This window comes from Prosthecodimorpha hirschii, from assembly GCF_001305515.1.
GTDB classification, from domain to species: domain Bacteria; phylum Pseudomonadota; class Alphaproteobacteria; order Rhizobiales; family Ancalomicrobiaceae; genus Prosthecodimorpha; species Prosthecodimorpha hirschii.
Genome location: NZ_LJYW01000001.1, coordinates 1,969,382 through 1,992,177, shown reverse-complemented (window position 1 = coordinate 1,992,177; position 22,796 = coordinate 1,969,382). Strand labels below are relative to the sequence as shown.

At 69.7% G+C, this 22,796-nt stretch carries 19 protein-coding genes; 8 read left to right on the top strand and 11 right to left on the bottom strand.

Annotated elements, in window-relative coordinates:
• Positions 1 to 15: 15 nt before the first annotated feature.
• The 6 genes from ABB55_RS08700 to aztA form a co-directional block, all read right to left on the bottom strand.
• Complete coding sequence (locus ABB55_RS08700; protein ID WP_054358463.1) at positions 16 to 597, bottom strand: HXXEE domain-containing protein; 582 nt, start codon at positions 595 to 597, stop codon at positions 16 to 18.
• Between the two features lie 100 nt (positions 598 to 697).
• Positions 698 to 1,681 carry a WD40 repeat domain-containing protein gene (locus ABB55_RS08695; protein WP_054358462.1) on the bottom strand — a complete coding sequence of 328 codons (984 nt, stop codon included), beginning with the start codon at positions 1,679 to 1,681 and terminating at the stop codon, positions 698 to 700.
• Between the two features lie 273 nt (positions 1,682 to 1,954).
• On the bottom strand, positions 1,955 to 2,938 hold the full coding sequence (locus tag ABB55_RS08690; protein ID WP_054358461.1) for a CobW family GTP-binding protein: 984 nt from the start codon (positions 2,936 to 2,938) through the stop codon (positions 1,955 to 1,957).
• A 94-nt stretch (positions 2,939 to 3,032) separates the two neighbouring features.
• Positions 3,033 to 4,016, bottom strand: a complete 984-nt coding sequence (locus ABB55_RS08685) for a metal ABC transporter substrate-binding protein (RefSeq protein WP_054358460.1) — start codon at positions 4,014 to 4,016, stop codon at positions 3,033 to 3,035.
• Between the two features lie 65 nt (positions 4,017 to 4,081).
• Positions 4,082 to 4,951 (bottom strand): metal ABC transporter permease, encoded by an 870-nt coding sequence (locus ABB55_RS08680; protein WP_054358459.1) that lies wholly within the window; start codon positions 4,949 to 4,951, stop codon positions 4,082 to 4,084.
• Between the two features lie 11 nt (positions 4,952 to 4,962).
• Complete coding sequence (gene aztA, locus ABB55_RS08675) at positions 4,963 to 5,709, bottom strand: zinc ABC transporter ATP-binding protein AztA (RefSeq protein ID WP_054358458.1); 747 nt, start codon at positions 5,707 to 5,709, stop codon at positions 4,963 to 4,965.
• 133 nt (positions 5,710 to 5,842) lie between these two features.
• Here aztA and ABB55_RS08670 point away from each other — a divergent pair, with 133 nt between their 5' ends.
• The gene (locus ABB55_RS08670; RefSeq protein ID WP_054358457.1) at positions 5,843 to 6,187 is read left to right on the top strand and encodes a hypothetical protein; all 345 of its coding nucleotides are present in this window, start codon (positions 5,843 to 5,845) and stop codon (positions 6,185 to 6,187) included.
• A gap of 315 nt (positions 6,188 to 6,502) precedes the next feature.
• Positions 6,503 to 7,888, top strand: a complete 1,386-nt coding sequence (locus tag ABB55_RS08665; RefSeq protein ID WP_054358456.1) for an FAD-binding oxidoreductase — start codon at positions 6,503 to 6,505, stop codon at positions 7,886 to 7,888.
• Positions 7,889 to 8,011: 123 nt separating this feature from the next.
• On the opposite strand, the gene ABB55_RS08660 is transcribed toward ABB55_RS08665, so the two are convergent.
• Positions 8,012 to 9,553, bottom strand: coding sequence for a bifunctional metallophosphatase/5'-nucleotidase (locus ABB55_RS08660; RefSeq protein WP_054358455.1), 1,542 nt, complete (start codon positions 9,551 to 9,553; stop codon positions 8,012 to 8,014).
• A 202-nt stretch (positions 9,554 to 9,755) separates the two neighbouring features.
• Here ABB55_RS08660 and hemH point away from each other — a divergent pair, with 202 nt between their 5' ends.
• The 3 genes from hemH (at position 9,756) to ABB55_RS08645 (ending at position 12,556) form a co-directional block, all read left to right on the top strand.
• Positions 9,756 to 10,889 (top strand): ferrochelatase, encoded by a 1,134-nt coding sequence (gene hemH, locus ABB55_RS08655; RefSeq protein WP_083463469.1) that lies wholly within the window; start codon positions 9,756 to 9,758, stop codon positions 10,887 to 10,889.
• 192 nt (positions 10,890 to 11,081) lie between these two features.
• A complete protein-coding gene (locus tag ABB55_RS08650) occupies positions 11,082 to 12,020 on the top strand; it encodes an SPFH domain-containing protein (protein ID WP_276557182.1) in 939 nt (312 codons plus the stop codon).
• 80 nt (positions 12,021 to 12,100) lie between these two features.
• Complete coding sequence (locus ABB55_RS08645) at positions 12,101 to 12,556, top strand: NfeD family protein (RefSeq protein WP_054358454.1); 456 nt, start codon at positions 12,101 to 12,103, stop codon at positions 12,554 to 12,556.
• A gap of 150 nt (positions 12,557 to 12,706) precedes the next feature.
• On the opposite strand, the gene ABB55_RS08640 is transcribed toward ABB55_RS08645, so the two are convergent.
• On the bottom strand, positions 12,707 to 13,744 hold the full coding sequence (locus ABB55_RS08640) for a KpsF/GutQ family sugar-phosphate isomerase (RefSeq protein ID WP_083463468.1): 1,038 nt from the start codon (positions 13,742 to 13,744) through the stop codon (positions 12,707 to 12,709).
• A gap of 260 nt (positions 13,745 to 14,004) precedes the next feature.
• Here ABB55_RS08640 and ABB55_RS08635 point away from each other — a divergent pair, with 260 nt between their 5' ends.
• Positions 14,005 to 15,852: an outer membrane beta-barrel protein gene (locus ABB55_RS08635; protein WP_054358453.1), complete on the top strand. Its 1,848-nt coding sequence runs from the start codon at positions 14,005 to 14,007 to the stop codon at positions 15,850 to 15,852.
• A 141-nt stretch (positions 15,853 to 15,993) separates the two neighbouring features.
• On the opposite strand, the gene galU is transcribed toward ABB55_RS08635, so the two are convergent.
• Complete coding sequence (gene galU / locus ABB55_RS08630; RefSeq protein ID WP_054358452.1) at positions 15,994 to 16,869, bottom strand: UTP--glucose-1-phosphate uridylyltransferase GalU; 876 nt, start codon at positions 16,867 to 16,869, stop codon at positions 15,994 to 15,996.
• Between the two features lie 465 nt (positions 16,870 to 17,334).
• Here galU and ABB55_RS08625 point away from each other — a divergent pair, with 465 nt between their 5' ends.
• Complete coding sequence (locus ABB55_RS08625) at positions 17,335 to 18,525, top strand: lytic murein transglycosylase (RefSeq protein ID WP_244472157.1); 1,191 nt, start codon at positions 17,335 to 17,337, stop codon at positions 18,523 to 18,525.
• 74 nt (positions 18,526 to 18,599) lie between these two features.
• Positions 18,600 to 20,018 carry an SGNH/GDSL hydrolase family protein gene (locus ABB55_RS08620; RefSeq protein ID WP_054358451.1) on the top strand — a complete coding sequence of 473 codons (1,419 nt, stop codon included), beginning with the start codon at positions 18,600 to 18,602 and terminating at the stop codon, positions 20,016 to 20,018.
• 155 nt (positions 20,019 to 20,173) lie between these two features.
• Here ABB55_RS08620 and ABB55_RS08615 read toward each other — a convergent pair whose 3' ends face one another.
• The gene (locus tag ABB55_RS08615; protein ID WP_054358450.1) at positions 20,174 to 21,592 is read right to left on the bottom strand and encodes a glutamate synthase subunit beta; all 1,419 of its coding nucleotides are present in this window, start codon (positions 21,590 to 21,592) and stop codon (positions 20,174 to 20,176) included.
• Between the two features lie 89 nt (positions 21,593 to 21,681).
• On the bottom strand, positions 21,682 to 22,796 hold a 1,115-nt coding region (locus ABB55_RS08610), incomplete at its 5' end, for a GltB/FmdC/FwdC-like GXGXG domain-containing protein (protein WP_476742257.1).

Genomic DNA, 22,796 nt, shown 5'->3' with positions numbered 1-22,796 from the left:
GCGCTTTGCGCGCTGTCAGGGATTGCGCGCCTGGCGGGCGCGGCGCAGTGCGTTGAGGGCGATCGCGGCATGGATGGCGAGCGCGATGCCGAGGCCGGCCAGATGCTCGCCGATCCCGGCCGGCGTGCGGACCAGGGCGAGGCCGCCGATCGGCAGGAACAGGAGGATCGCGGTGACCAGGCCCGGATTGTAGGCCTTGAGCCGGACCGCCATGGCGATGTGGCTGACGGCGTTGACGACCATCAGATAGGCCGCCGCCAGGCCCCAGCCGGGCGCCGCCAGCACGGCCCCGTAGAGCGCCGCCAGATTGAGGCCCCAGACACCCGGAAGATTGATCACCAGCACGTCGGCCGTGGTCAGCGCCTCGACGCCGCCGAAGACCCGCTCGTTGACGAAACGGCGGAACCGGTCGCCGGCATGCTCCTCGACCTGATGCAGCATGTAGGCCGGCCCGGCCAGCAGCACGAGCCCGATCGCCGCAGGCAGGAGCGGCTGCAGCACGAGCGCCGACAGCCCGAACACCACGCCCGCGGCCAGGGCTGCGGCGACCCAATGGGCGGCGATCCGATCGACGAGGTGTGACGCGAAACCCGGCATGGGCGGCTCCCGGCAGCGTCGCCCGGGCGCGATGCCCGGGACGCACCGTCACTGTGCCGCAAAGCCGTTACGGAAAGGTGCCGGGAAGCGCGGCTGCTGCTCAGGCGGCGCCGATATCGACCAGCCCGGCCGCGCCGCTCTCCGTGCCGATGGCCAGCGTCATGCCGTCCGGGCTCCAGGCGAGCGCGGAGACCGGCTCGCCGCTCGGGTGGCGCATGGCGACCTCGGCCTGGTCGCCGAAGCGGACCGCCAGCACCATGCCGTCCTGGTAGCCGATCGCGACGACCTCCTCGGTCGGGTGGCAGGCGACCTGGGTGGCGAGCTTCGGATAGGGGCCGAGCTGCAGGGGCGGCTTGCCCATCGGGCCGTCCTTGGCGCTGAACGGCCAGAGGATGGCCGCATTGGCGCCCGCGGTGGCGAGCCAGCGGCCCTTCGGGCTCCAGGAGACCGACTTCACCTTGGCCGGATAGCCGGTCATGCGCATGTGCTTGCCGTCTTCGATGCGCCAGCCGTGCAGGGCCATCTCCTGCATGGTCGTGACCAGGAAGCGGCCGTCCGGCGAAACCGTGATGCCGGTATGGGCGCCCTTCCAGCCGAGCTCGGCCGGGGCGCCCTTGGCGGTCACCCAATGCAGGATCGCCTTGTCGACCGTCGCGGTCGCCAGCCGCAGCCCCTTGGGCAGGAAGGCGACGCCGCCGACCGCCTTCTCGTGCGGGAACTCGACCACCTGGCCGTCGGCCAGCCGCACCCAGGCCATCCGCCCGCTGGCGAAGGCGACCGCGCCCTGCGGGCCGCAGGCGAGCTGGTCGATCCACTTGCCCTTCTTCTCGAACAGCAACTGCGTCGCGCCCTCGGCGTCGGTCGCCATGACGCGGCCGTCGTCGCCGGCAGTGATCAGCGATTTGCCGTCGGGCGCCGCCACCGCCGCCAGGATGCCGCCGTCATGGACCTGGACGGCGCGGACATCGTCCGCCGCATGACCGAGATGGACGGAGCCGTCGCCGAGGGCGAAGGCCGCGCGTCCGCCGAGATGGGTGACGGCGACCACATAGGCGGGGAGGGCGAGGGGGGTCAGTCGGGGCAAGGCGGGAATCCGGACGGTGGGTGATGCGGTCGGGTCGGCCGAGGCCGGCGGGGACGGGCGGTTCCGGCGGACGGCTGGATGCCGCGCCGGCTCGTGTCGTCCGCCGTCCCCTTTTGACCCCTTCCGGGCGTCAGGACAACGCCCGGCAGCGGCATGGCGGCACGGACCCGCGTCTTTTCATGCCGTCCGTCCCGATCCGGCCCCGTCCGGCACGAACCGATCCGGGGCGCGGGGCCGGGGAGCCGCCCTGTCGAAGGCGGGGGCTCTGCGGCGTCAGGCGGCGATCCGGCAGGCCTCGAAGCCGGTCCTGAGGCCGGCCCAGTCGAGGTCGCGGCCGATGAACACCAGCCGGCTCTCGCGCGGCTCGTCGGCCCGCCAGGGGCGCTGGTGGTCACCCTCGACGATCATGTGCACGCCCTGCACGACATAGCGGTCCGGATCGTCCTTGAAGGCCAGGATGCCCTTGAGCCGCAGGATGTTGGGGCCCTGGGCCTGGGTCTCGCGGTTGACGAAGTCGAAGAACTTCTCCGGGTCCAGGTCGCCCGCCTTGAGCGAGATGGAGCGGACGTCTTCGTTGTGGTGATGATGGTCGTCGACCAGGAAATCCGGATCGACCGACAGGATGCGGGTCAGGTCGAAGGCGCCCTTGTCGAGGATCTCGCCGAGCTCGACCTTGCAGCGCTCGGTCTCGATGACGCGCGCATAGGGGTTGATGGCGCGGATGTCGCTGCGCACGCGGGCGAGCTGCTCGGGCGTGACCAGATCGACCTTGTTGAGCAGGATCACATCGGCGAAGGCGACCTGGTCCTCGGCCTCCGGGGCGTCGTCGAGCCGGCTGGCGAGGTTCAGCGCATCGACCACGGTGACGATGGCGTCGAGCCGGGTGCGGGCGCGCACGTCGTCGTCCATGAAGAAGGTCTGCGCCACCGGCGCCGGATCGGCGAGACCGGTCGTCTCGATCAGGATGCCGTCGAAGCTGCCCTTGCGCTTCATCAGCCCTTCGATGATGCGGATCAGGTCGCCGCGCACGGTGCAGCAGATGCAGCCGTTGTTCATCTCGAAGACTTCCTCGTCGGTATCCACGACGAGGTCGTTGTCGATGCCCACTTCACCGAACTCGTTGACGATCACGGCGTATTTCTTGCCGTGGTCCTCGGTCAGGATGCGGTTCAGGAGCGTCGTCTTGCCGGCCCCGAGATAGCCGGTCAGCACGGTGACGGGGATCGGGGCGGTCGCGGATGCAGTCGCAGAAGACATGGGCTTTGGCCTCTTCGGCAAAGGAGCGAGCCCCGGACGGGCCGGAGCTCGCGATGCGGTCGTCGAAACGTCCGGTCTACCGGCGGTCGGGGACTCAGGCCCCGGCCATGGCCGCAGTCAGGAGCTTCACGTTGTGGCGGACCATATCGATATAGGTGGCCGCCGGTCCAGTTTCAGGGGAGAGCGAGTCCGAGAAGATCGATCCGCCGAGGCGGATGCCGGTCTCCTTGGCGATCCGCTCGACGATGCGGCCGTCGGTCATGTTCTCGACGAACACGGCCTTGACCTTCTCCTTCTTGATCTGGCGGATCAGCTTGGCCACGTCCTTGGCGGTCGCCTCGGCCTCGGTCGAGATGCCCTGCGGGGCCAGGAAGGTGATGCCGTAGGCGCCGGAGAAGTAGCCGAAGGCGTCGTGCGAGGTCAGGACGCGGCGCTCGGTCGCCGGAATCTTGTCGATCGCGGTCTTCACGTCGGCCTCGAGCGCGTCGAGCTTGGCCAGATAGGCGCCGGCATTGGCCTCGTAGGTCGCCTTGCCGTCCGGGTCGGCGGCGATCAGGCCGTCGCGGACATTGGCGATATAGACCTTGGCGTTGGCGACCGACTGCCAGGCATGCGGATCTGTGGCGCCGTGATCGTGGCCGGCATGGGCGTCCTTGCCCTTGCCCTTGGCCTTGGGGTCGTGATCGTGATCGTCGTCCTCGTCGGCCATCTCGCGCGGCGTGATGCCGGTGGTGGCGGTGACGAGCGGGGCTTTGGTGCCGGAGGCCTTGACCAGGCGCTGCATCCAGCCTTCGAAGCCGAGGCCGTTGACGAACACGACCTTGGCGCCGGCGACCGACTTCGCGTCGGCCGGCGTCGGATTGTAGACATGGGCGTCGCCGTTCGGGCCGACCAGGATCTTGACGGCGACCCGGTCGCCGCCGACCTGGCGGACGAAGTCGCCGAGGATCGAGAAGGTGGCGACGACGGGGATCGGATCGGCGGCGCGGGTCGGGCCGGCACCGAGCGGCAGGACGACGAGGGCAGCAGCCAGCGAGGCCGCTGCGCCGAGGACGGAGCGACGAACAATTCCGGTCATGGGTACCTCCGATATGCGAATGGCCTGGGCTTCCGGGCGGGCCTTTGGGCGGGCCCGGGAGCGGGTCAGGCTTCCAGATGCCGGGCCGGCAGAAAGTGGCGGATCGCCCCGCCGGCGCGGCCGAAGACGAGCGACAGGGCATAGGCCCCGCCGGCGACGAGGATGATGGCCGGCCCGGAGGGCAGGCTCAGGTGATAGGAGAGCAGCAGCCCCCCGATGCTCGACAGGCCTGCGATGATCACCGAGATGCCGATCAGGCCGGTCAGGTCGTTGGTCCACAGCCGCGCGGCGGCGGCGGGCAGCATCATGATGCCGACGGCGAGCAGGGTTCCGAGCGCATGGAACCCGCCGACCAGGTTCATGACGACGAGCGCCATGAAGGTGAAATGGACGCGTGCGCCGGCATGGGAGACCGAGCGCAGGAAGGCCGGATCGACGCATTCCAGCACCAGCGGGCGCAGGATGACGGCGAGCGTGATCAGGGTGCCGGTGCCGACCCCGGCGAGCAGCAGCAGCGTCTGGTCGTCGAGCGCCAGCACCGAGCCGAACAGGACATGCAGCAGGTCGACATTCGAGCCGCGGGCCGAGACGATGACCACGCCGAGGGCGAGCGAGATCAGGTAGAAGGCCGCGAGCGTCGCATCCTCTTTCAGCACCGTCGCGCGGGCGACCGCGCCGGCGCCGAGTGCGACGGCGAGGCCGGCGACGAGGCCGCCGATGGTCATGGCCGGCAGCGACAGACCGGCCAGCAGGTAGCCGATCGCGGCGCCGGGCAGGATGGCATGCGCCATCGCGTCGCCGGTCAGCGACATGCGGCGCAGCATCAGAAAGACGCCGATCGGCGCGGCGCCGAGCGACAGGGCAAGGCTGCCGACCAGCGCCCGGCGCATGAACTCGAACTCGGCGAAGGGCTCGATCAGCAGGTCGTACAGCATCGCGGGTTCCCTCAGGCCGCCGCGTCGCGGGCGCAGATATGCGCCGCGTCGTCGAAGGCCTCGATCATGCGGCGCGCCGCGAGCAGGTTGGTCGGCGTCAGAACCTCCGCGGTCGGCCCCCAGGCGACCACCTCGCGGGCGATCAGCACGGTCTCGGGGAAGCTGCGCCGCACGGTCTCCATGTCGTGCAGCACGGCCGCGACCGTGCGCTTTTCGTCGTGCCAGCGGCGGATCAGGTCGAGCAGGTCGGCCGCGGTCTTGGCGTCCACCGCGTTGAACGGCTCGTCGAGCAGGATCAGGGACGAGTCCTGCAGGAGCAGGCGGGCGAACAGGCAGCGCTGCATCTGCCCGCCCGACAGCGTGCCGATGGCGCGACGCTCGAAGCCCTCCAGGCCGACGGCGCGGATGGCATCCTCGATCCGGCCGCGCTCGCCCCGGCCGATCCGCCCGAAGGCGCCGACCTTGCGCCACAGGCCCATCGAGACGAAATCGTAGACGCAGAGCGGGAAGCTGCGGTCGACCTCGGCCAGTTGCGGCAGATAGGCGATGTCGTGCGGGGCGATGCCGTCGAGCCGCATGCGGCCGCCGAGCGGCTGCAGCATGCCGACGATGCCCTTGAGCAGCGTCGACTTGCCGGCGCCGTTCGGCCCGACCACGGCGATCAACGCGCCGGATTCGATCGCGCCGGTCAGGTGGTGCACGGCCGGATGGCGATCGTAGCCGAGCGTCAGGTCCTGGAATTCGATACGGGCGGCCACGGGCGGTCCTCTGCGGCTGCGATCAGGAAAGGGCCCAGGCCACGCCGGCCCAGATCAGAACGGAGAGCGTTAGCGCCACCGCCAGGCGAATGCCCAGCGACAGGCGCAGGAGCGAAAGCGACGGCGCCGCCGCATGGGCATGGCGCGCGCCGAGTGCGACGGTCGCCGCCTCGGGGCCGTGCGGGTGATGGTCGTGGCCGGCATGGTCGTGGCCATGATGGCGGTGCTGACGGCGGCCATGCTCGCCGTGATGGTTGTGCTCGCCGTGATCGTGGCCGCCATGATCGTGCTGGTGGGCGCCATGATCATGATCGTCGTGCGTCCCGGGTGCCGAAGGACCGGCATCGCGGTGGTCGTGAGGGGCATGCCCTGCGTGGTCGTGCCTGGCATGCCCCCCCTGCACGGCCCCCGACGCCGCGGGCATCGGCGGGGTGCCGGCGGCTGCGGCCGGGAGAAGCGTGATCTGGGACGGGGATGAGGTCACGGGCTGCTCGCAGCGATCCATGGCGGAACGATGCGAATGTTATACCGTAACAGTCAGCCTCCGCCAAGGGGCCAGCCATGCAGGCCGGGCCGGTCGGCCCGCCGCTGCCGGCACGCTTCGCTCAGCGGCCCGACAGGTTGGGCCGCAAGCCCGGGTCTCGACGATGCCGGAAGGTCCGCGATCCGGTGATCGAGGGGGCCGGGGTCGCCCGGGGTCGCCCGGGGTCGGGGACGGGGTTGCGATCGGGGCGCTATCGCCGCGGCGGACGGCGTGCCACCATCGCGCGGAGCAGCATTGGAGCGACGGGACATGGCAGGGCGCAAGGCGGGCATCTGGGCCGAGGTCAAGGCGGCGTTGGGCGACATTCCCCATGCCGACGATGCGGCGACCCTGAAACTGAAGAGCCGCGACTTCTTCTGGTTCTCGCCGATCCTGAAGCCGCAACTGGAACATTGCCGCGCCGATCTGGTCGTCGCCCCGCGCAATCGCGACGAGGTCATCCGGGCGGCCTCGGTCGCGGCACGGCTGCGCGTGCCGATCACGGTCCGCGCCGGCGGCACCGGCAACTACGGCCAGGCGGTCCCGCTCGAAGGCGGCATGCTGCTCGATGTCTCCGCGCTCGACCGGACGCTCTGGGTCAAGCCCGGCGCCGGCCGCTTCGAGGCGGGCGCGCGGCTGCTCGACATGGACCGCGGGCTCTTTGCCGAGGGCCAGGAGGTGCGGCTCTATCCGTCGACCCGCAAGCAGGCGACCATCGGCGGCCTGATCGCCGGCGGCGCGGGCGGGGCGGGGTCCTGCACCTGGGGCCAGATCTCCGATCCGGGCGCCGTGCTGGCTTTGCAGGTGGTGACCGTCGAGGAGAGCCCGCGGATCGTCGAACTGCGCGGGCCGGACGTGCTCAAGGTGCTGCATGCCTATGGGGTCAACGGTGTCATCACCGAGACCGAGATCCCGCTCGCACCGCGCCACGACTGGGCCGAGCGCATCGTCGCCTTCCCGGATCTCGCCGCCGCCGCCCGCTTCGGGCAGGCCTTCACGGAGGCCGACGGCATCGCCAAGCGGCTGGTCTCGATCCACGAGCCGCGCATCCCGGCCGCGATCAAGCGGCTGAAGCCCTATGCGCCGGACGGGGCGGCGATCGCGATCCTGATGGTCAGCGAGCCGCAGGCGGAGGCCTGCGAGGCGATCGCGGCGGCCCATGGCGGCACGGTCACGTTCCGCCGCACGGCCGAGGCGGCGCGCGCGGCGGCCTTCGACGGCCATGGCGCGATCGCGCCGCTCTACGAATACACCTGGAACCACACCACGCTGCACATGCTGAAGGTCGATCCGACCATCACCTATCTGCAGCTCCGCTTCCCGCCGGGGCGCAATCTCGATCTGGTCGCCTGGGTCGGCGAGCGCTTCCGCGACGAGATCTGGCTGCATCTCGAATTCCAGCGCCGCTTCGGCCGGGTGACCAATTCGGCCCTGCCGATCGTCAAGTTCACCAGTCCGGAACGGCTCTATGCCATCGTCGACGAGCTGAATGCCAACGAGGTCGCGGTCAGCGACCCGCACAGCTACGCGCTCGACGATGCCGGCTGGAAGCGCGTCGACAGCGGTGCGGCTCAGTTCAAGTCGCTCGCCGACCCGCACGGCCTGATGAATCCCGGCAAGCTGCGCGCCTGGCCGCCGGCCGAGGCGGCGGAGTAGGGCTTTCGGGCTGCGGCGACGGGATGGGGATGACCCCGTCGAAGCGCCGGCAACAGGCGGGGCGGAGCTGCCCTACCGGCGGCGTCCGCCGCGCCGGTCAAACCCTCCGCCGAACGCTCAGGCTCACTTGATGACGATGCGGCCCTGCACCGTCTGGTCGACGGTGCCGCGCTCCTTGACATAGGCCATCACGTCGTTGGCCATCAGCTTGGAATCGCGCTCGCCGAGCAGGGGCTTGGACTTGATGAACATGCGGTAGTTGTCGCCGCCGCGGCCCATGAAGTCGTTGATGGCGATCTTGTAGGTCTTCTTCGGGTCGAGCGGCTCGCCGCCGATCTTCACGGAGACGACCCGGCTGCCGACCGGCTTCGACTTGTCGACCTCGACCGTCGCGCCGGAAATCTGCGGGAAGCGGCCGCCGGTCTCGCCGAGCTGGGACAGGCCGTTCTCCAGCGCCGCCAGAATGGTGTCGCCGGTATCGGCAAGCAGCAGGGTGCGGTTGCCGAAGGGCAGCTCGACCAGCACGTCGCGCCGGGAGAAGGGGGCGCCGGCGACATACTGCTTGTTGCCGCGGATGCCGCCGCCATTGGTGATGGCGATGTCGGCGCCGGTCGCCCAGCGCATGCCGTCGGCGATCAGGTTGCCGATCGCCGCCTCGCCGGTGCGCACCGTCGTCGAGCGGCTGTCGAGCGGCACGGCCAGCTTGGCGATCTCGACATCGAGCTCGCGCGACAGTTCCTTCCGGTAGGTTTCGACGCGCGCTTCCGTCTCCGGATCCGGCGCGACCGTGGCGCTGTCCATGATCCGGAAATTCGGCCACCAGGTCACCGTGCGCCGGCCGCCGCGGTCCTCGGCATTGATGGTCAGGTCGACGGCGGTGACATACTCGCCCTCTTCCTTGGACTCGACCATGGCGGTGCGCCCGTCGAACATCAGCGCCAGATCGTGGTCGTCGCCCGACAGGATCAGGTCGAAGGCGCCCGACTGGATCAGCGCGAAATCCTGCACGCGGTTGGCATGGGCGACCAGCACGACGAAGTCGACCCCGCCGCTCTTCAGCTTGCGCGCCTCGGCGGTCGCGGTGCGGATCAGATCGGTGAATTTAAGATCGCCCGGCGAGGACTTGTTCGGGCTGTCGTCCGCGGTCACGCCGACGATGCCGATCTTGACGCCGTCGACCTCGATCACCGACGAATCCTTGAAGCCGGCGACCGGCTCGCCATTCGGCTCGCGCAGATTGGCGGCGAGCTTATGGGGCGATTTCAGGGCCGCCATGCGTTCGCGGAAGACCTGCGGGCCGAAATCGAATTCGTGGTTGCCGGGCACGAAGACATCCGGCGGCACGATGTTGAGGATCTCGACGATATGGGCGCCGCGGTCGAAACCGGACATCAGCGACGGCGAGATCGTGTCACCGCCATGGACATAGACCACCGTGCCGCCCTTGGCCTTCTCGGCCCGGGCGATCGCTGCCAGCCGCGAGAAGCCGCCGCGCTTCTTGTCGCCGTCGATCTTGTAGATGTCGTTGACCAGCAGGAAGGTCAGCTTGGCTTCGGCGGCCCGTGCAAGACCCGCCGGCAGGGCGGCGGCGACGAGGCCGGCGACGACCAGGGCGGCCGCCGCCCGGGCGAACGCATGGCGGACACGGTGCGACAGCAACTGCATGGTCCCTCACATTCCGAAAGACGCACAAAAACCGGAACTATTCGTGAACATCAGTGTGGCAAAGCCATGCCGGCTTGTCCATAGGACTCGTCGCAAGCAACGGATATGATCGGCCGATGATCGGATTGCACCCTCGGGGCGTATCTCCGGCAACCGTGCCGCGGTCGCCGTCGTCCCGACCGCGCTGTGAAAGGACCTGACGTTGAATTCCACTCCCGGCCCCGTCGCCGCCTCCGATGTCGCCCCCGGGGTTGCCCTTGGGGTCCCCCGTCCCGCCGCTCCGGCGTCGGACCGCGCCGCCCAGCATCGGGCCATCCGGCTTCCCTCCGACCACCCCCCGGTCAAGGCCGGCCGCATCGGCGTGCTGATCGTCGCGCTCGGCACGCCGGATGCCACCGACTACTGGTCGATGCGGCGCTACCTGAAGGAATTCCTGTCCGACCGGCGCGTCATCGAGACGCCGCGCTGGCTGTGGTGGCCGCTGCTCAACCTGATCATCCTGACCACCCGGCCGGGCCGCAAGGGGCGCGACTACGACACGATCTGGAACAAGGAGCGCGACGAAGGCCCGCTCCGGACCATCACCCGCTCCCAGTCGGACAAGCTGCAGGCGGCGCTCGGCGCCGACAGCGGCCGGATCGTGGTCGACTGGGCGATGCGCTACGGCAATCCGTCGATCGCCAGCCGTCTCGCCCATCTGCAGGCCGAGGGCTGCGAGCGCATCCTGGTCTTCCCGCTCTATCCGCAATATGCCGCGGCGACGACCGCGACCGTCAACGACGTGGTCTTCGACGTGCTGAAGACCATGCGCTGGCAGCCGGCGATCCGCACCGTGCCGCCCTATCACGACGACCCGGTCTATATCGACGCGCTTGCCGAGAGCCTGACGACGAGCCTGTCCGGCCTCGACTGGACGCCGGACATGGTGCTCGCCTCCTTTCATGGCATCCCGAAGAGCTATTTCGAGAAGGGCGACCCCTACCATTGCCATTGCGCCAAGACGGCGCGGCTCTTGCGCGAGACGCTCGGCTGGGACAAGGACAAGCTGCGTCTGACCTTCCAGTCGCGCTTCGGGCCGGAGGAATGGCTGCAGCCCTATACCGACAAGACCGTCGAAGCGCTCGGCAAGTCGGGCGTCAAGAATCTCGCCGTCATCACGCCGGGCTTCACGGCCGATTGCCTGGAGACGCTGGAGGAGATAGCCGGCGAGAATGCCGAGATCTTCCATCATGCCGGCGGCGTCAACTTCCACGCGGTGCCGTGCCTGAACGACAGCGATCTCGGCATGCGGGTGATCGAGGCGGTCACGCGGCGCGAACTGTCGGGCTGGATCTGAACGGGCGACGGCGTCCGGTCCGGGCCGGGTCCTGCCTCCCAAGCGATTGGAGGCCGAGGCCGGCCGGATCGGGCGCCGCTTGCGTCTGCCGCCACGGTGGCGACACGATCGGTTCATGAATGTTGCGGTGCTGGACGGGTCCGCATACCTTCCATGTCGGAGGGGCGCGGCCGGGCGTTCGGGGGATCGCACATGAATTTCGTCATTTCGGGCAGCGACATGGTCATCATCGCGATCGTTGCGGTGCTGATCGTCACCGTGTTCGCGGGCGTCAAGACGGTGCCGCAGGGCTCCAATTGGACCGTGGAGCGATTCGGCCGCTATACGCGCACGCTGAAGCCGGGCCTCAACATCATCACGCCCTTCGTCGAACAGATCGGCGCCAAGCTCTCCATGATGGAGCAGGTGCTCGACGTGCCGACGCAGGAGGTCATCACCAAGGACAATGCGACGGTCTCGGTCGACGGCGTCGCCTTCTTCCAGGTCCTCGACGCCGCCAAGGCGGCCTACGAGGTGCAGAGCCTGGAAACCGCGATCCTCAACCTGGTCATGACCAATATCCGTACGGTCATGGGCTCGATGGATCTCGACCAGCTCCTGTCGCACCGCGACGAGATCAATGTCCGTCTGCTCTCCGTGGTCGATGCCGCCGCCGCCTCCTGGGGCGTCAAGGCCAACCGCATCGAGATCAAGGACATCATCCCGCCGGCCGACCTGGTCGCGTCGATGGGCCGGCAGATGAAGGCCGAGCGCGACAAGCGCGCCGCGGTGTTGGAGGCGGAAGGCTCGCGCCAGTCGGAAATCCTGCGTGCGGAGGGCCAGAAGCAGGCCCAGATCCTGGAGGCCGAAGGCCGCCGCGAAGCCGCCTTCCGCGACGCCGAGGCCCGCGAGCGTCTCGCTGAGGCCGAGGCCAAGGCGACGCTGATGGTCTCCGAGGCGATCGCCAAGGGCGACCTGCAGGCGATCAACTACTTCGTCGCGCAAAAATATATCGAGGCCTTCAAGGAGATGGCGTCCGCGCCGAACCAGAAGGTGGTGCTCATCCCGATGGAGGCGACCTCGATCATCGGTTCGATCGCCGGCATCGCCGAGATCGCCAAGAGCGCCCTCAGCCACGACCGCAAGGCGTAAACCCCACCGTCGGGCGCGTGGGGATCCGCCTCACGCGCTCCCCGCTGCCGCTGGCCTCGTTCTCCGAAGGAGACTCCGCCATGGATCTGACCGGCTTGTTGATCGGATGGGCTTCGACAGCCTGGTTCTGGCTGGTATTCGGCCTGGTTTTGCTCGTCTTGGAAGTCTTCGCGCCCGGGACCTTCTTCCTCTGGCTCGGCGTCGCCGCCCTCGTGGTCGGCGGGCTCGATCTGGCCTTCGACCTGACCTGGCAGGTGCAGTCCATCGCCTGGGGCGTGCTGTCGCTGGTCCTGCTCCTGGCCGGCCGGCGCTATTTCAACGCCCGCGACCAGCATTCCGAGGACCCGCATCTGAACGAGCGCGCTTCGCGCTATCTGGGGCGCGTCTTCACCCTGGCGACGCCGATCCTCGAAGACCACGGCTCGCTCAAGGTCGACGACACGATCTGGCGCATCTCGGGCCCGGACATGAGCGCCGGAACCCGCGTCAAGGTGATCGGCGTCGACGGTCCGATCCTGAAGGTCGACCGGGCCTGAGAGGAGAGGGGCCGCTCTCGACGCGGCTGATCGTCCCGCCGCTGATGCGGCGGGTCGCTGTAGGATCTGAGCGGAATGACTGGGCCGGCCCCTGCGGACCGGGGGCCTGACGACCATGCGCGCGGGACGTTGGCGTCCGGCGCGCCCTCCTCAGGCGACGCCGATGCGGAGCAGGTCGTGCATGTGGACGATGCCGACCGGGCGCTCGTCGTCGACCACCAGAAGCGCGGTGATCGAGGCGGCGTTGAGCATCTCGATGGCGGTGGCGAGCAGCGCGTCCGGACGGATGGTCTTCGGGCGGCGGGTCATCACCTCGTCGACCGAGCGGACCAGCAGGTCGTCGGCGATGTGGCGGCGCAGGTCGCCGTCGGTGACGATGCCGGCGAGGCGGCCGTCCTCGGAGAGGACGCCCAGGCAGCCGAAGCCGCGCTGGTTCATCAGCAGGATCGCCTCCTTCATGGAGGTGCCGAGCGGGGCGAGCGGCACGGCCGCGCCCTGGTGCATCACGTCGCGGACATGCTTCAGGCTGGCGCCGAGCTTGCCGCCCGGATGGAAGACCTTGAAGTCCTGCGCGGTGAAGCCGCGGCTTTCGAGCAGCGCGATCGCCAACACGTCGCCGATGGCCAGCTGCAGCATGGTCGAGGAGGTCGGCGCGAGACCGTGCGGACAGGCCTCCTGCACCTTCGGCAGTTCGAGCACGATGTCGGCCGCCTTGCCGAGCGTCGAGGCGGCATTCCAGGTGACGGCGATCAGCGGCACGCGGAAGCGGCGGGTATAGGCGAGGATCGAGGCCAGCTCGCTGGACTCGCCCGACCACGACAGCGCGATCACCGCATCGTCGGCGGTGACCATGCCGAGGTCGCCGTGGCTCGCCTCGCTCGGATGGACGAAATAGGCCGGCGTGCCGGTCGACGCCATCGTGGCGGCGATCTTGCGCCCGATATGGCCGCTCTTGCCGATGCCGGAAATGATCACCCGGCCGCGGGCGGCGCGGATGGTGGCGACCGCCTCCATGATCGCGCGGCCGAGCGGGCCGTCGAGCGCGGCGGCGAGCATGTGCATGCTCTCGATCTGGATGCCGAGCGTGCGGCGCGCGGAGACGAGGTCGGAGGCCTGGTTGCCTTCGCCGGCGAGCCCCGAGAGGCCGCGATCCGCCTTCGAGACGATATTGGCGTCGATGAAGCGCATCCCCGTTCTCCTGGCACTTGGGCCGGGCCGGGTTCCGCCCGCCGGGCGGTCCCGATCCCCGGCGACCTCAGGCGGCCTTTTAGCACGTTTGCCGGCTGCGCCAACCCCGGCGGTTCGGCCGGCCCGGGGGATGCCCCCCTCGGGCCCGCCGGGCGGCCGGCAAGGAAGCCTTAACCATGTCCCTTTACGGTCCGGTAAGGAAGGCGCCCGGCGAGCGCCCGGCGCCCGGCGCCGAGAGGGAAAGAGGGCGGATTTCCGCGATGTTGCGCCGATCCGTTCCGGTCATCTGGCTGCTGGTCGGCGCCGCCGGCTCCGCCGCCGCGCAAGGGGCGCCGCCCCTGCGGGGATCGGACGGGGCTTTGCCGCCCGGCCTGCAGCAACTCCGCAGCGATACGGACCCGGTTGCGGCGCGGACGCCGGCCGCCGGGCGCCCGCGCGGCCGCGAATCAACCGCGCCGGCCGCCCGCCGGGCCCCGTTGGGCGGCGCCAATCCGCCGGCGTCGACCATCGACTGGCTCGGCCCGCCGATCGATCCGCCGGGCCTCGTGCCCGCCGATCCCCTATCCGCCGATCCCCTGTCCGCCGGCCCCGGCGCGCCGGGCCCAACCGACGCACGCCTCGCGGCGCCGGCGGCCCGGGGCGTCACCCTGGCGCCCATTTCAGGCGCGGGAGCCTATCCGGCCGCAGCCGTCCCCGGATCGACGCGCATTGATGCCGCCGGCCCGAACGCGACCGCCGCGAACCTGGCAGGCGCGCCGCTTGCGGGCTCGAGCCCGTCCGGTGTCGCCGGGCCTGCAGCGCAACGCGGCCGGGACGGACGCCCGGCGCCGACCGCCCGGAGCGGAGACCGGCGCGCCCTGACGACCGGTGCGCTGCGGCCGGCGACGCCCGCGCGCGCCACTGAGCCGGCGCCTCCGGCCGATCCGGTCCCGCCCGGCCTGCGCCGGACCGACGAGGACCCGCTCGCCGACACGGACGAGCCCTATGCCCAGCAGGGCTTCCGCGCCGGCGGCTTCCTGCTCAGGCCGGCGCTGGAGATCGGCCTCGGCCGCACCAGCAACGCCGCGGCCTCGACCACCGGCCGGCCCGGCTCCGTGCTGTCCTTCGCGCCGGAACTGCGCGCCGCCTCGGACTGGTCGCGCCATGCGCTCGAATTCGATCTGCGCGGCAGCTATCTGGCCTATCCGGCCGACCGCAGCCTCGACCAGCCGAGCGCCACCCTGAAGGCGGCGGGCCGGGTCGACCTGGCCGACGGCATGCGGCTCGATCTGAAGGCCGGCTATGCGGTCTCGCGCCAGTCCTCCGGCAGCGCCGAGAATCCGTCCGGGACGGCGGTTCCGTCGACCGCCACGACCGTGACCGGGTCGGCCGGCTTCACGCGCGATGCCGGCCTGATCTTCCTGACCCTGCGGACGGATCTGGAATCGACCCGCTACAGCGGCGGCACGCTGCAGGGCGGCGGCCCGATCGCGGATGCCGCCTCGCGCGACAACGACCGCGTGATCGGGGCGCTCAGGACCGGGTTCCATCTGTCCCCGGCGGTGACGCCCTATGTCGAGGTCCAGGCCAGCCGGCGCAGCTATGGCGAGCCGGCGGCGGCGAAACTGCGCGATACCGACGGGCGCGCCGTCAAGACCGGCGCCGAGCTCGATTTCGGGCCGCTGCTGCGCGGCGATCTTTCGGTCGGCTGGGCGAGCGAGAGCCCGGCGGGGCCGAAGCTCGGCGATCTCACGGGCGCGACCTTCGACGGTTCGCTGATCTGGTCGCCGACCCGGCTGACGCGGGTGACGCTGACCGCCAAGACCGCGTTCGAGCCGACCACGCTGGCCGGCTCGCCGGGCTCGATCGCGCGGACGGTCGGGGTCACGGTCAATCAGCAGTTCGGGCGCCAGATGGCGGCGGAGGCGGGACTGTCGGCGACCGACCGCCGCTATCAGGGCCTGCCGCTGGAGGAGCGCAGCACGACCGCCAAGGCCGGGCTGACCTGGAGCTTCAACCCGAACGTCCAGGCCTTCCTGCGCACGCAGTATGACCGGTTCCATTCCACCACGGCCGGCGCCGACTACGATGTCGGCACCGTCACGATCGGCCTGCGGCTGCAGAAATAGCGACCGCGTTACGATCGGCCTGCGGCTGCAGAAGTGACGAGCCGCGTCGTCATTGGCCCATGGCGCCGGCGGCGGTTCTGCACATGACGACGCCGCCCCCGGGGTCCGGAAGCGGCGTGTCGAAATGCGGTCGGGGTTCGGTCAGCCGAGCAGGCGCGCGATCTCCTTGCGGAAATCGGCATTCAGCTCCGGCCGGTCCAGCCCGAAGGCGACATTGGCGGCCAGGAAGCCGATCTTGGAGCCGCAATCGTAGGTCTCGCCCTTGAAGCGCGTGCCCCAGAAGGGCTGGTCGGCCATCAGGCGGATCATCGCGTCGGTCAGCTGGATCTCGCCGCCGGCGCCCTTCTCGTGGCGCGAGAGGTGGTCGAAGATCTCGGGCTGCAGGATATAGCGGCCGGAGATGAACCGGTTGGACGGCGCGGTGCCCTTCGGCGGCTTCTCGACCATGCTGGTGATCGCGAAGGCATCGGCGCCCCGGCTCTCGCCGACGCCGACGATGCCGTACTGGTGGGCGAGCGCGGGATCGCATTCCTCGACCGCGATGACATTGCCGCCGGTCTCGGCATAGACCTGCATCATCTGCGCCAGGCAGCCGGTCTCGGCCTTCATGATCATGTCGGGCAGCAGGACCGCGAAGGGCTCGTTGCCGACGATGTCGCGCGCGCACCAGACGGCGTGGCCGAGGCCGAGCGGCAATTGCTGGCGGGTGAAGCTGGTCTGGCCGGCGGGCGGCTGATAGCGCGACAGAAGCTCGAGTTCCGCGGTCTTGTTGCGGCTCTTCAGCGTCGCCTCGAGCTCGTAGGCGATATCGAAATGATCCTCGATGACGGCCTTGTTGCGGCCGGTGACGAAGATGAAATGTTCGATGCCGGCCGCGCTCGCCTCATCGACGATGTATTGGATGACCGGGCGGTCGACGACGGTCAGCATCTCCTTCGGCACGGCCTTGGTGGCCGGCAGGAAGCGCGTGCCGAGACCGGCGACGGGAAAAACGGCTTTGCGAATCGGTTTGGACATGGAGCCTGCTTTCGAATGGCCGCCCGAGCGTGCAGCGACGGTGCACTAGCCGCCGCTTGCGGCACGAACATGACCGTCATCCTGCCGTATTCGATCGCTCGAAGACCTGCAAGAGCAGCCGCGCCCGACGGAAACGCGCGAGACGGCACGGCGGTTTCCTCGATCCGGGCGCGTGAGACATCCGGGCCTTTTCGAGCGCGCGGGCGCGCATTACATTCACCATTAGGACGACGTTAACCGTATCCGGCCCTAGCTTCGACGGAAGATGCGGGGACTTGATCCGAATGCCCCGCCGCGCCCCGCCGCTGCGAGGAGATGACCATGACCGCCAACCGCCCACCGCTCGGTGCCTTGCGCCCGATGGACGACGCGATTGCCTGCCGCACCGATGCCCTGGCGCCGCCGGCGGGTGTCCGCTTTGATGCGCCGTCTCGGCGTGCCCTTCTGGCCGGCGGGCTCGGCGCTATGGCGGCGGCGGGCCTGGGCGGGCCGGCCTGGGGCCAGACGTCGACCTACGAATTCGCCCAATGGGTTCAGGTGTTCAAGCCGCGGGCGACCGCCAACGGCGTGCGCGGGGAGATGTATGACTGGGTCATGAGCCAGACCCAGCCGGACACCAAGGTGTTCGAGTTCGACAAGTCGCAGCCCGAGGTGCAGGAGCCGATCTGGCGCTACCTGAACCGCCGCGTCAACGAATGGCGCATCAATACCGGCCGCGAGCGGGTCAAGCAGTATGCCGAGCTGTTCGGTCGCATCGAGCAGGTCTACGGCGTCGACCGCTTCATGCTGTGCGCGCTGTGGGGCATGGAATCGGCCTTCGGCGACGTGGCCGTGAACACCAAATGGATGCGTCCGGTCATCCCCTGTCTCGCCGCGCTGGCCTGGGGCGACGCGCGCCGGCGCAGCTACTGGGAACAGGAACTGATCAACGCGCTGATCATCGTCGATCGCGGCTGGGCGACGCCGGCCGACATGGTCGGCTCCTGGGCCGGCGCCATGGGGCATACCCAGTGGATGCCTGAGGTCTGGCTCAACATGGGCGTCGATTTCGATCGCGACGGCCGGATCAGTCCGTTCGGCAAGCCCGACGACGCGCTTGCCGGCACGGCGCGCTATCTGGTCGAGCGCGGCAAGTTCCGGCGCGGCGAGACCTGGGGCTACGAGGTCAAGCTGCCGCCGACCTTCAATGCCGGCCTCGCCGACGGCAAACTGATCAAGACGGTCGCCCAGTGGAAGGCGCTCGGCGTGACCCGCGTTTCGGGCGACCCGTTCCCGCGCGATGCCGATCAGGCCCGCCTCGCCGTGCCGGCGGGGGTCAAGGGGCCGGCCTTCATGTATCTGCAGAACCTGTTTGCGCTGCGCTCCTACAACCCCTCGACCAAATATGCGCTGGCGATCGGCCATCTGGCCGATCGGATTCGCGGTGGCGGAGCCTTCGTGCAGCCCTGGCCGACCGACGAGCGCCAGTTGAGCCTGGAAGAGGCGCAGGAACTGCAGACCCGCCTGACCCAGCTCGGTTTCGACACCGGCGGTACCGACGGCCGCGTCGGCGACAAGACCCAGGCCGCCGTGCAGGCCTGGCAGCGCTCGGTCGGCATGACGCCGGCCGACGGCTTCCCGTCCGACAAGGTTCTCAAACGGCTCCGCGGCGGCTAGACTGCGGGCCGTTGGGGGAGGATGCGGCGCGGCGCCGATAGGGCCGCGCCCGCTGCTGCCCGGAGGTCCGCCCGATGCCGATCCTGCCTGAGACGATGCCCGCGGCCCCCGTGACCGCCGCGCCGCGGCTGCGCGTTGCCGGGCGCGCCGGCGATCGCCCGGGGCGGCTCGCCGGCCTGGTCCGGCTCGCCGCCGTGCTCCTGCTCGCGGTCGTCTCGGTGCTCGCCTCCGCGCCGCCCGCCGCAGCCCAGAATGACGGCGGCGGCTTCTTCCGCTTCCTGTTCGGCGGTGGCCGGCAGCAGGCCCCGACCCCGCCCGGCGGCATCGGCACCCGCCCGCCGGCCGGACAATATCCCGCCCCGCCCGGCGGCTTCGGCTATCCCGGCCAGCCCGAGACCGCCGCGCCGCCGCCGCGGCCGCGCGTGTCCAATCCGGAACCGCGCATCATCGAGCAGCCCAAGGATGCGGATGCCCAGGTGGTGCTGGTGCTCGGCGACAGTCAGGCGGCCGGTCTCGCGCTCGGCCTTCAGGTCGCCTTCGCCGACACGCCCTCGGTCAAGGTCGTCTCCAAGGCGCGGCCTTCGCTGAGCCTGGTGCGCGACGACGAGTATGATTTCCTCGCCCAGCTGCCGGCCATGCTGCAGGAGGGGCGCTTCGACTTCCTGGTCGTGATGAGCGGCATCAACGATCGCCAGTCCTTCTACGACCGAAAGACCGGTCAGAAGACCGACGACCTGAAGACCGACAAGTGGGAGGTCGCCTACCGGGCGCGGATCGGCGCGGTGCTGAAGGCCCTGCGCGAAACCGGCAAGCCGATCTACTGGGTCGGCCAGCCGCCGGTGGAGCGGCCGACGCTGTCGGCCTTCCTGAGCGTCACCAACGGCATCGTCAAACAGCTGGTCGAGGCGAACGGGGCGACCTTCATCGACATCTGGCCGGGCTTCACCGACGACGAGGGCAACTTCACCTATTCGGGCCCCGACGTGGACGGCAAGGAAAAGAAGCTCAGGGCCGGCGACGGCACGCATTTCAACCGGGCCGGCCAGCGCAAGCTCGCCTTCTTCGTCGAGCAGTCGATCCGCGACCAGCTGAAGGGCGTCGCCCCGGCCCCCGAGCCCGCGCTGCCGGAAGCGCCGGCCGCGCCGGTACTGCCGCAGGAGGTCATCCTCGCCGCGCCGCCGCCGCTGCCGCCGGCGCCGTGGAAGAAGATCGGCCCGGTGGTCAGCCTGAGCGGGCAGGTTGCCCCGGACGCCGAGACGGAGCTCGCCGGCGGCCCCGCGCCGGCCGCCCCCGGTGCACCGGCTGCGCGCACCAGCGGCAGCATCGTCACCGTCGCACCCGCGCCGACCCCCGTCCTGGTCAAGCCTTCGGACGCGATGCCGGGCGGCTTCCCGATCACCGAAACCCCGCTCTACCGCCGCTTCGTGCGCGGCGAGAACATCGAGGCGCCGACCGGCCGGATCGACGATTTCCGTTGGCGCCGCCCGCGCTGAGGCTCGGCCGGCGGGCCGGTTCGGCCCTCTCCGGTCGCTGACTCTCGTCCTTTTCGAGACGCAACATGACAAAGGCCCCGCCGTGGAGCGGGGCCTTAGGGTCTTGCGGTGCGACCGGTGCGGCCGGCCGGGTTACGCCGGCCGGAGCGGGGCGATCAGCGCGGCAGTTCGGACTTGCCCATCAGGGCGAGGTCGATCGAGCGGGCGGCCTGTCGGCCTTCGCGGATCGCCCAGACGACCAGCGACTGGCCGCGCCGCATGTCGCCGGCGGCCCAGACCTTGTCGACCGAGGTCTTGTAGTCCTCTTCGGTCGCCTGCACGTTGCCGCGGCCGTCGCGGGCGACGCCGATCTCGCTGACGAGGCCCTCGGCCACCGGCGCGACGAAGCCCATGGCGAGCAGGACGAGGTCGGCCTTGAGGACGAACTCGCTGCCCGGAACCTTCTGCATCTTGGCGTCGACCTCGATGCAATGCAGCGCCTTGACGCGGCCGTTCTCGCCCTCGAAGCGCTCGGTCAGCACCGAAAACTGACGCTCGGCGCCTTCCTCGTGCGAGGAGGAGGTGCGCAGCTTGAGCGGCCAGTTCGGCCAGTTCAGGAGCTTGTTCTCCTTCTCGGGCGGCTTCGGCATGATTTCGAGCTGGGTCACCGACAGGGCGCCCTGACGCACCGAAGTGCCGATGCAGTCGGAGCCGGTATCGCCACCGCCGATCACCACGACATGCTTGCCGCCGGCCAGGATCTGCTCGACATTGCCGACCGGCTCGTGGGAGACGCGGCGGTTCTGCTGCGGCAGGAACTCCATCGCGAAATGCACGCCGTCGAGCTCGCGGCCCGGGATCGGCAGGTCGCGCGGCTTCTCGGCGCCGCCGGTCAGCAACACGGCGTCATAGGCTGCCTTCAGTTCTTCGACCTTCAGGTCGACGCCGACATTGACGTTGTAGTGGAAGACGACGCCCTCGGCCTCCATCTGGGTGACGCGACGGTCGATCACGGTCTTCTCAAGCTTGAAGTCCGGGATGCCGTAGCGCAGCAGGCCGCCGGCCTTGGCGTTCTTCTCGTAGAGATGGACCTCGTGGCCGGCGCGGGCGAGCTGCTGGGCGGCGGCGAGGCCGGCCGGGCCGGAGCCGATCACCGCGACCTTCTTGCCGGTCTTGCGCTTCGGCAGTTCCGGCTTGACCCAGCCTTCCTCCCAGGCGCGGTCGGCGACCGAGCATTCGATCGTCTTGATGGTCACGGGCGTGTCCATCAGGTTGAGCGTGCAGGAGGCCTCGCACGGGGCCGGGCAGACGCGGCCGGTGAATTCCGGGAAGTTGTTGGTCGAGTGGAGGTTGCGCGCCGCGGCCTCCCAGTCGCCGTGATAGACGAGGTCGTTCCAGTCCGGGATCTGGTTGTTGACCGGGCAACCCGTGTGGCAATAGGGGATGCCGCAATTCATGCAGCGCGCCGCCTGATCGCGCGTTCCCTGCTCGCTCAGCGGGATCACGAATTCCTGGTAGTTGCGGATGCGATCATGCGCCGGCCGATACTTGCGGTCCTGGCGGTCGATCTCGAGAAACCCCGTAACCTTGCCCATCAGTCAGTCCCCGTCGCGCCCGCTCATCAAGGCGGCGCTGGTCAAATTCGGGATGCCGGAGGGAGCCGGCGAACGGCTCCCTCGTCTGATCACTCCGCCGCGACGGCCGTGCGCATGCGCTCCATTTCCTGCAGCGCGCGGCGATACTCGACCGGCATGACCTTGCGGAATTTCGGCAGATACTCGCCCCAGTTGGCGAGGATCGTCTTGGCCCGCTCGGAACCCGTATAGTGCGCGTGGTTCTCGATCAGCTGGCGCAGGCGCTCGCCGTCGTGACGGGTCATGTCGCTCATCACGTCGACCAGGCCGTGGGCCTCCAGGTCGCCGACCGCATGGTGGCGGCGGGCGGCCAGTTCCTCTTCCTCGATGACCGGCTCCAGCTCGACCATGGACAGGTTGCAGGCCTTGGCGAAATCGCCGGCCTCGTCGAGCACGTAGGCGATGCCGCCCGACATGCCGGCCGCGAAGTTGCGCCCCGTCTTGCCGAGCACGACCACGACGCCGCCGGTCATGTATTCGCAGCAATGGTCGCCCGCACCCTCGACCACCGCGACGGCGCCGGAGTTGCGCACCGCGAAGCGCTCGCCGGCGACGCCCCGGAAGTAGCCCTCGCCCTCGATGGCGCCGTACATCACCGTGTTGCCGATGATGATCGACTTCTCGGGCGTCAGCTTGGTCGCTTCCCTCGCCGGATAGATGATCAGGCGGCCGCCGGAGAGGCCCTTGCCGACATAGTCGTTGGCGGCGCCTTCCAGTTCCAGCGTCACGCCATGGGCGAGCCAGGCGCCGAAGCTCTGGCCGGCGATGCCCTTCAGCTTGACGTGGATCGTGTCGACCGGCAGGCCGGCATGACCGTAGCGCTTGGCGACCTCGCCCGACAGCATGGCGCCGGCGGTGCGGTCGGTGTTGCCGATCCGGTGCTCGAGCCGGACCTTCTCCTTGCGCTCCAGGGCCGGCATGGCCTCGGCGATCAGGGTGCGGTCGAGCACCTTGCCGAGCTGGTGGTCCTGCCGCTCGGTGTGATGGGTGGCGACGCCGGCAGGCACCTTCGGGCGGTAGAAGAGACGCGAGAAGTCGAGCCCCTTGGCCTTCCAGTGGCTGACGGCCTCGGCGCGATCGAGATACTCGATCTGGCCGACCATCTCGGCGAAGGTGCGGAAGCCGAGCGAGGCCATGATCTCGCGCACCTCTTCCGCGAGGAAGA

What these genes read in the sequence shown, in the direction of transcription:
- ABB55_RS08700 (WP_054358463.1), bottom strand. Translation starts at nt 597, where the DNA reads ATGCCGGGTTTCGCGTCACACCTCGTCGATCGGATCGCCGCCCATTGG.
- ABB55_RS08615 (WP_054358450.1), bottom strand. Translation starts at nt 21,592, where the DNA reads ATGGGCAAGGTTACGGGGTTTCTCGAGATCGACCGCCAGGACCGCAAG.
- ABB55_RS08665 (WP_054358456.1), top strand. Translation starts at nt 6,503, where the DNA reads ATGGCAGGGCGCAAGGCGGGCATCTGGGCCGAGGTCAAGGCGGCGTTG.
- ABB55_RS08660 (WP_054358455.1), bottom strand. Translation starts at nt 9,553, where the DNA reads ATGCAGTTGCTGTCGCACCGTGTCCGCCATGCGTTCGCCCGGGCGGCG.
- ABB55_RS08625 (WP_244472157.1), top strand. Translation starts at nt 17,335, where the DNA reads ATGGCGGCGGCGGGCCTGGGCGGGCCGGCCTGGGGCCAGACGTCGACC.
- ABB55_RS08670 (WP_054358457.1), top strand. Translation starts at nt 5,843, where the DNA reads ATGGGCATGGCGCGCGCCGAGTGCGACGGTCGCCGCCTCGGGGCCGTG.
- ABB55_RS08650 (WP_276557182.1), top strand. Translation starts at nt 11,082, where the DNA reads ATGAATTTCGTCATTTCGGGCAGCGACATGGTCATCATCGCGATCGTT.
- ABB55_RS08635 (WP_054358453.1), top strand. Translation starts at nt 14,005, where the DNA reads ATGTTGCGCCGATCCGTTCCGGTCATCTGGCTGCTGGTCGGCGCCGCC.
- ABB55_RS08640 (WP_083463468.1), bottom strand. Translation starts at nt 13,744, where the DNA reads ATGCGCTTCATCGACGCCAATATCGTCTCGAAGGCGGATCGCGGCCTC.
- galU (WP_054358452.1), bottom strand. Translation starts at nt 16,869, where the DNA reads ATGTCCAAACCGATTCGCAAAGCCGTTTTTCCCGTCGCCGGTCTCGGC.
- ABB55_RS08690 (WP_054358461.1), bottom strand. Translation starts at nt 2,938, where the DNA reads ATGTCTTCTGCGACTGCATCCGCGACCGCCCCGATCCCCGTCACCGTG.
- ABB55_RS08620 (WP_054358451.1), top strand. Translation starts at nt 18,600, where the DNA reads ATGCCGATCCTGCCTGAGACGATGCCCGCGGCCCCCGTGACCGCCGCG.
- ABB55_RS08645 (WP_054358454.1), top strand. Translation starts at nt 12,101, where the DNA reads ATGGATCTGACCGGCTTGTTGATCGGATGGGCTTCGACAGCCTGGTTC.
- ABB55_RS08685 (WP_054358460.1), bottom strand. Translation starts at nt 4,016, where the DNA reads ATGACCGGAATTGTTCGTCGCTCCGTCCTCGGCGCAGCGGCCTCGCTG.
- ABB55_RS08680 (WP_054358459.1), bottom strand. Translation starts at nt 4,951, where the DNA reads ATGCTGTACGACCTGCTGATCGAGCCCTTCGCCGAGTTCGAGTTCATG.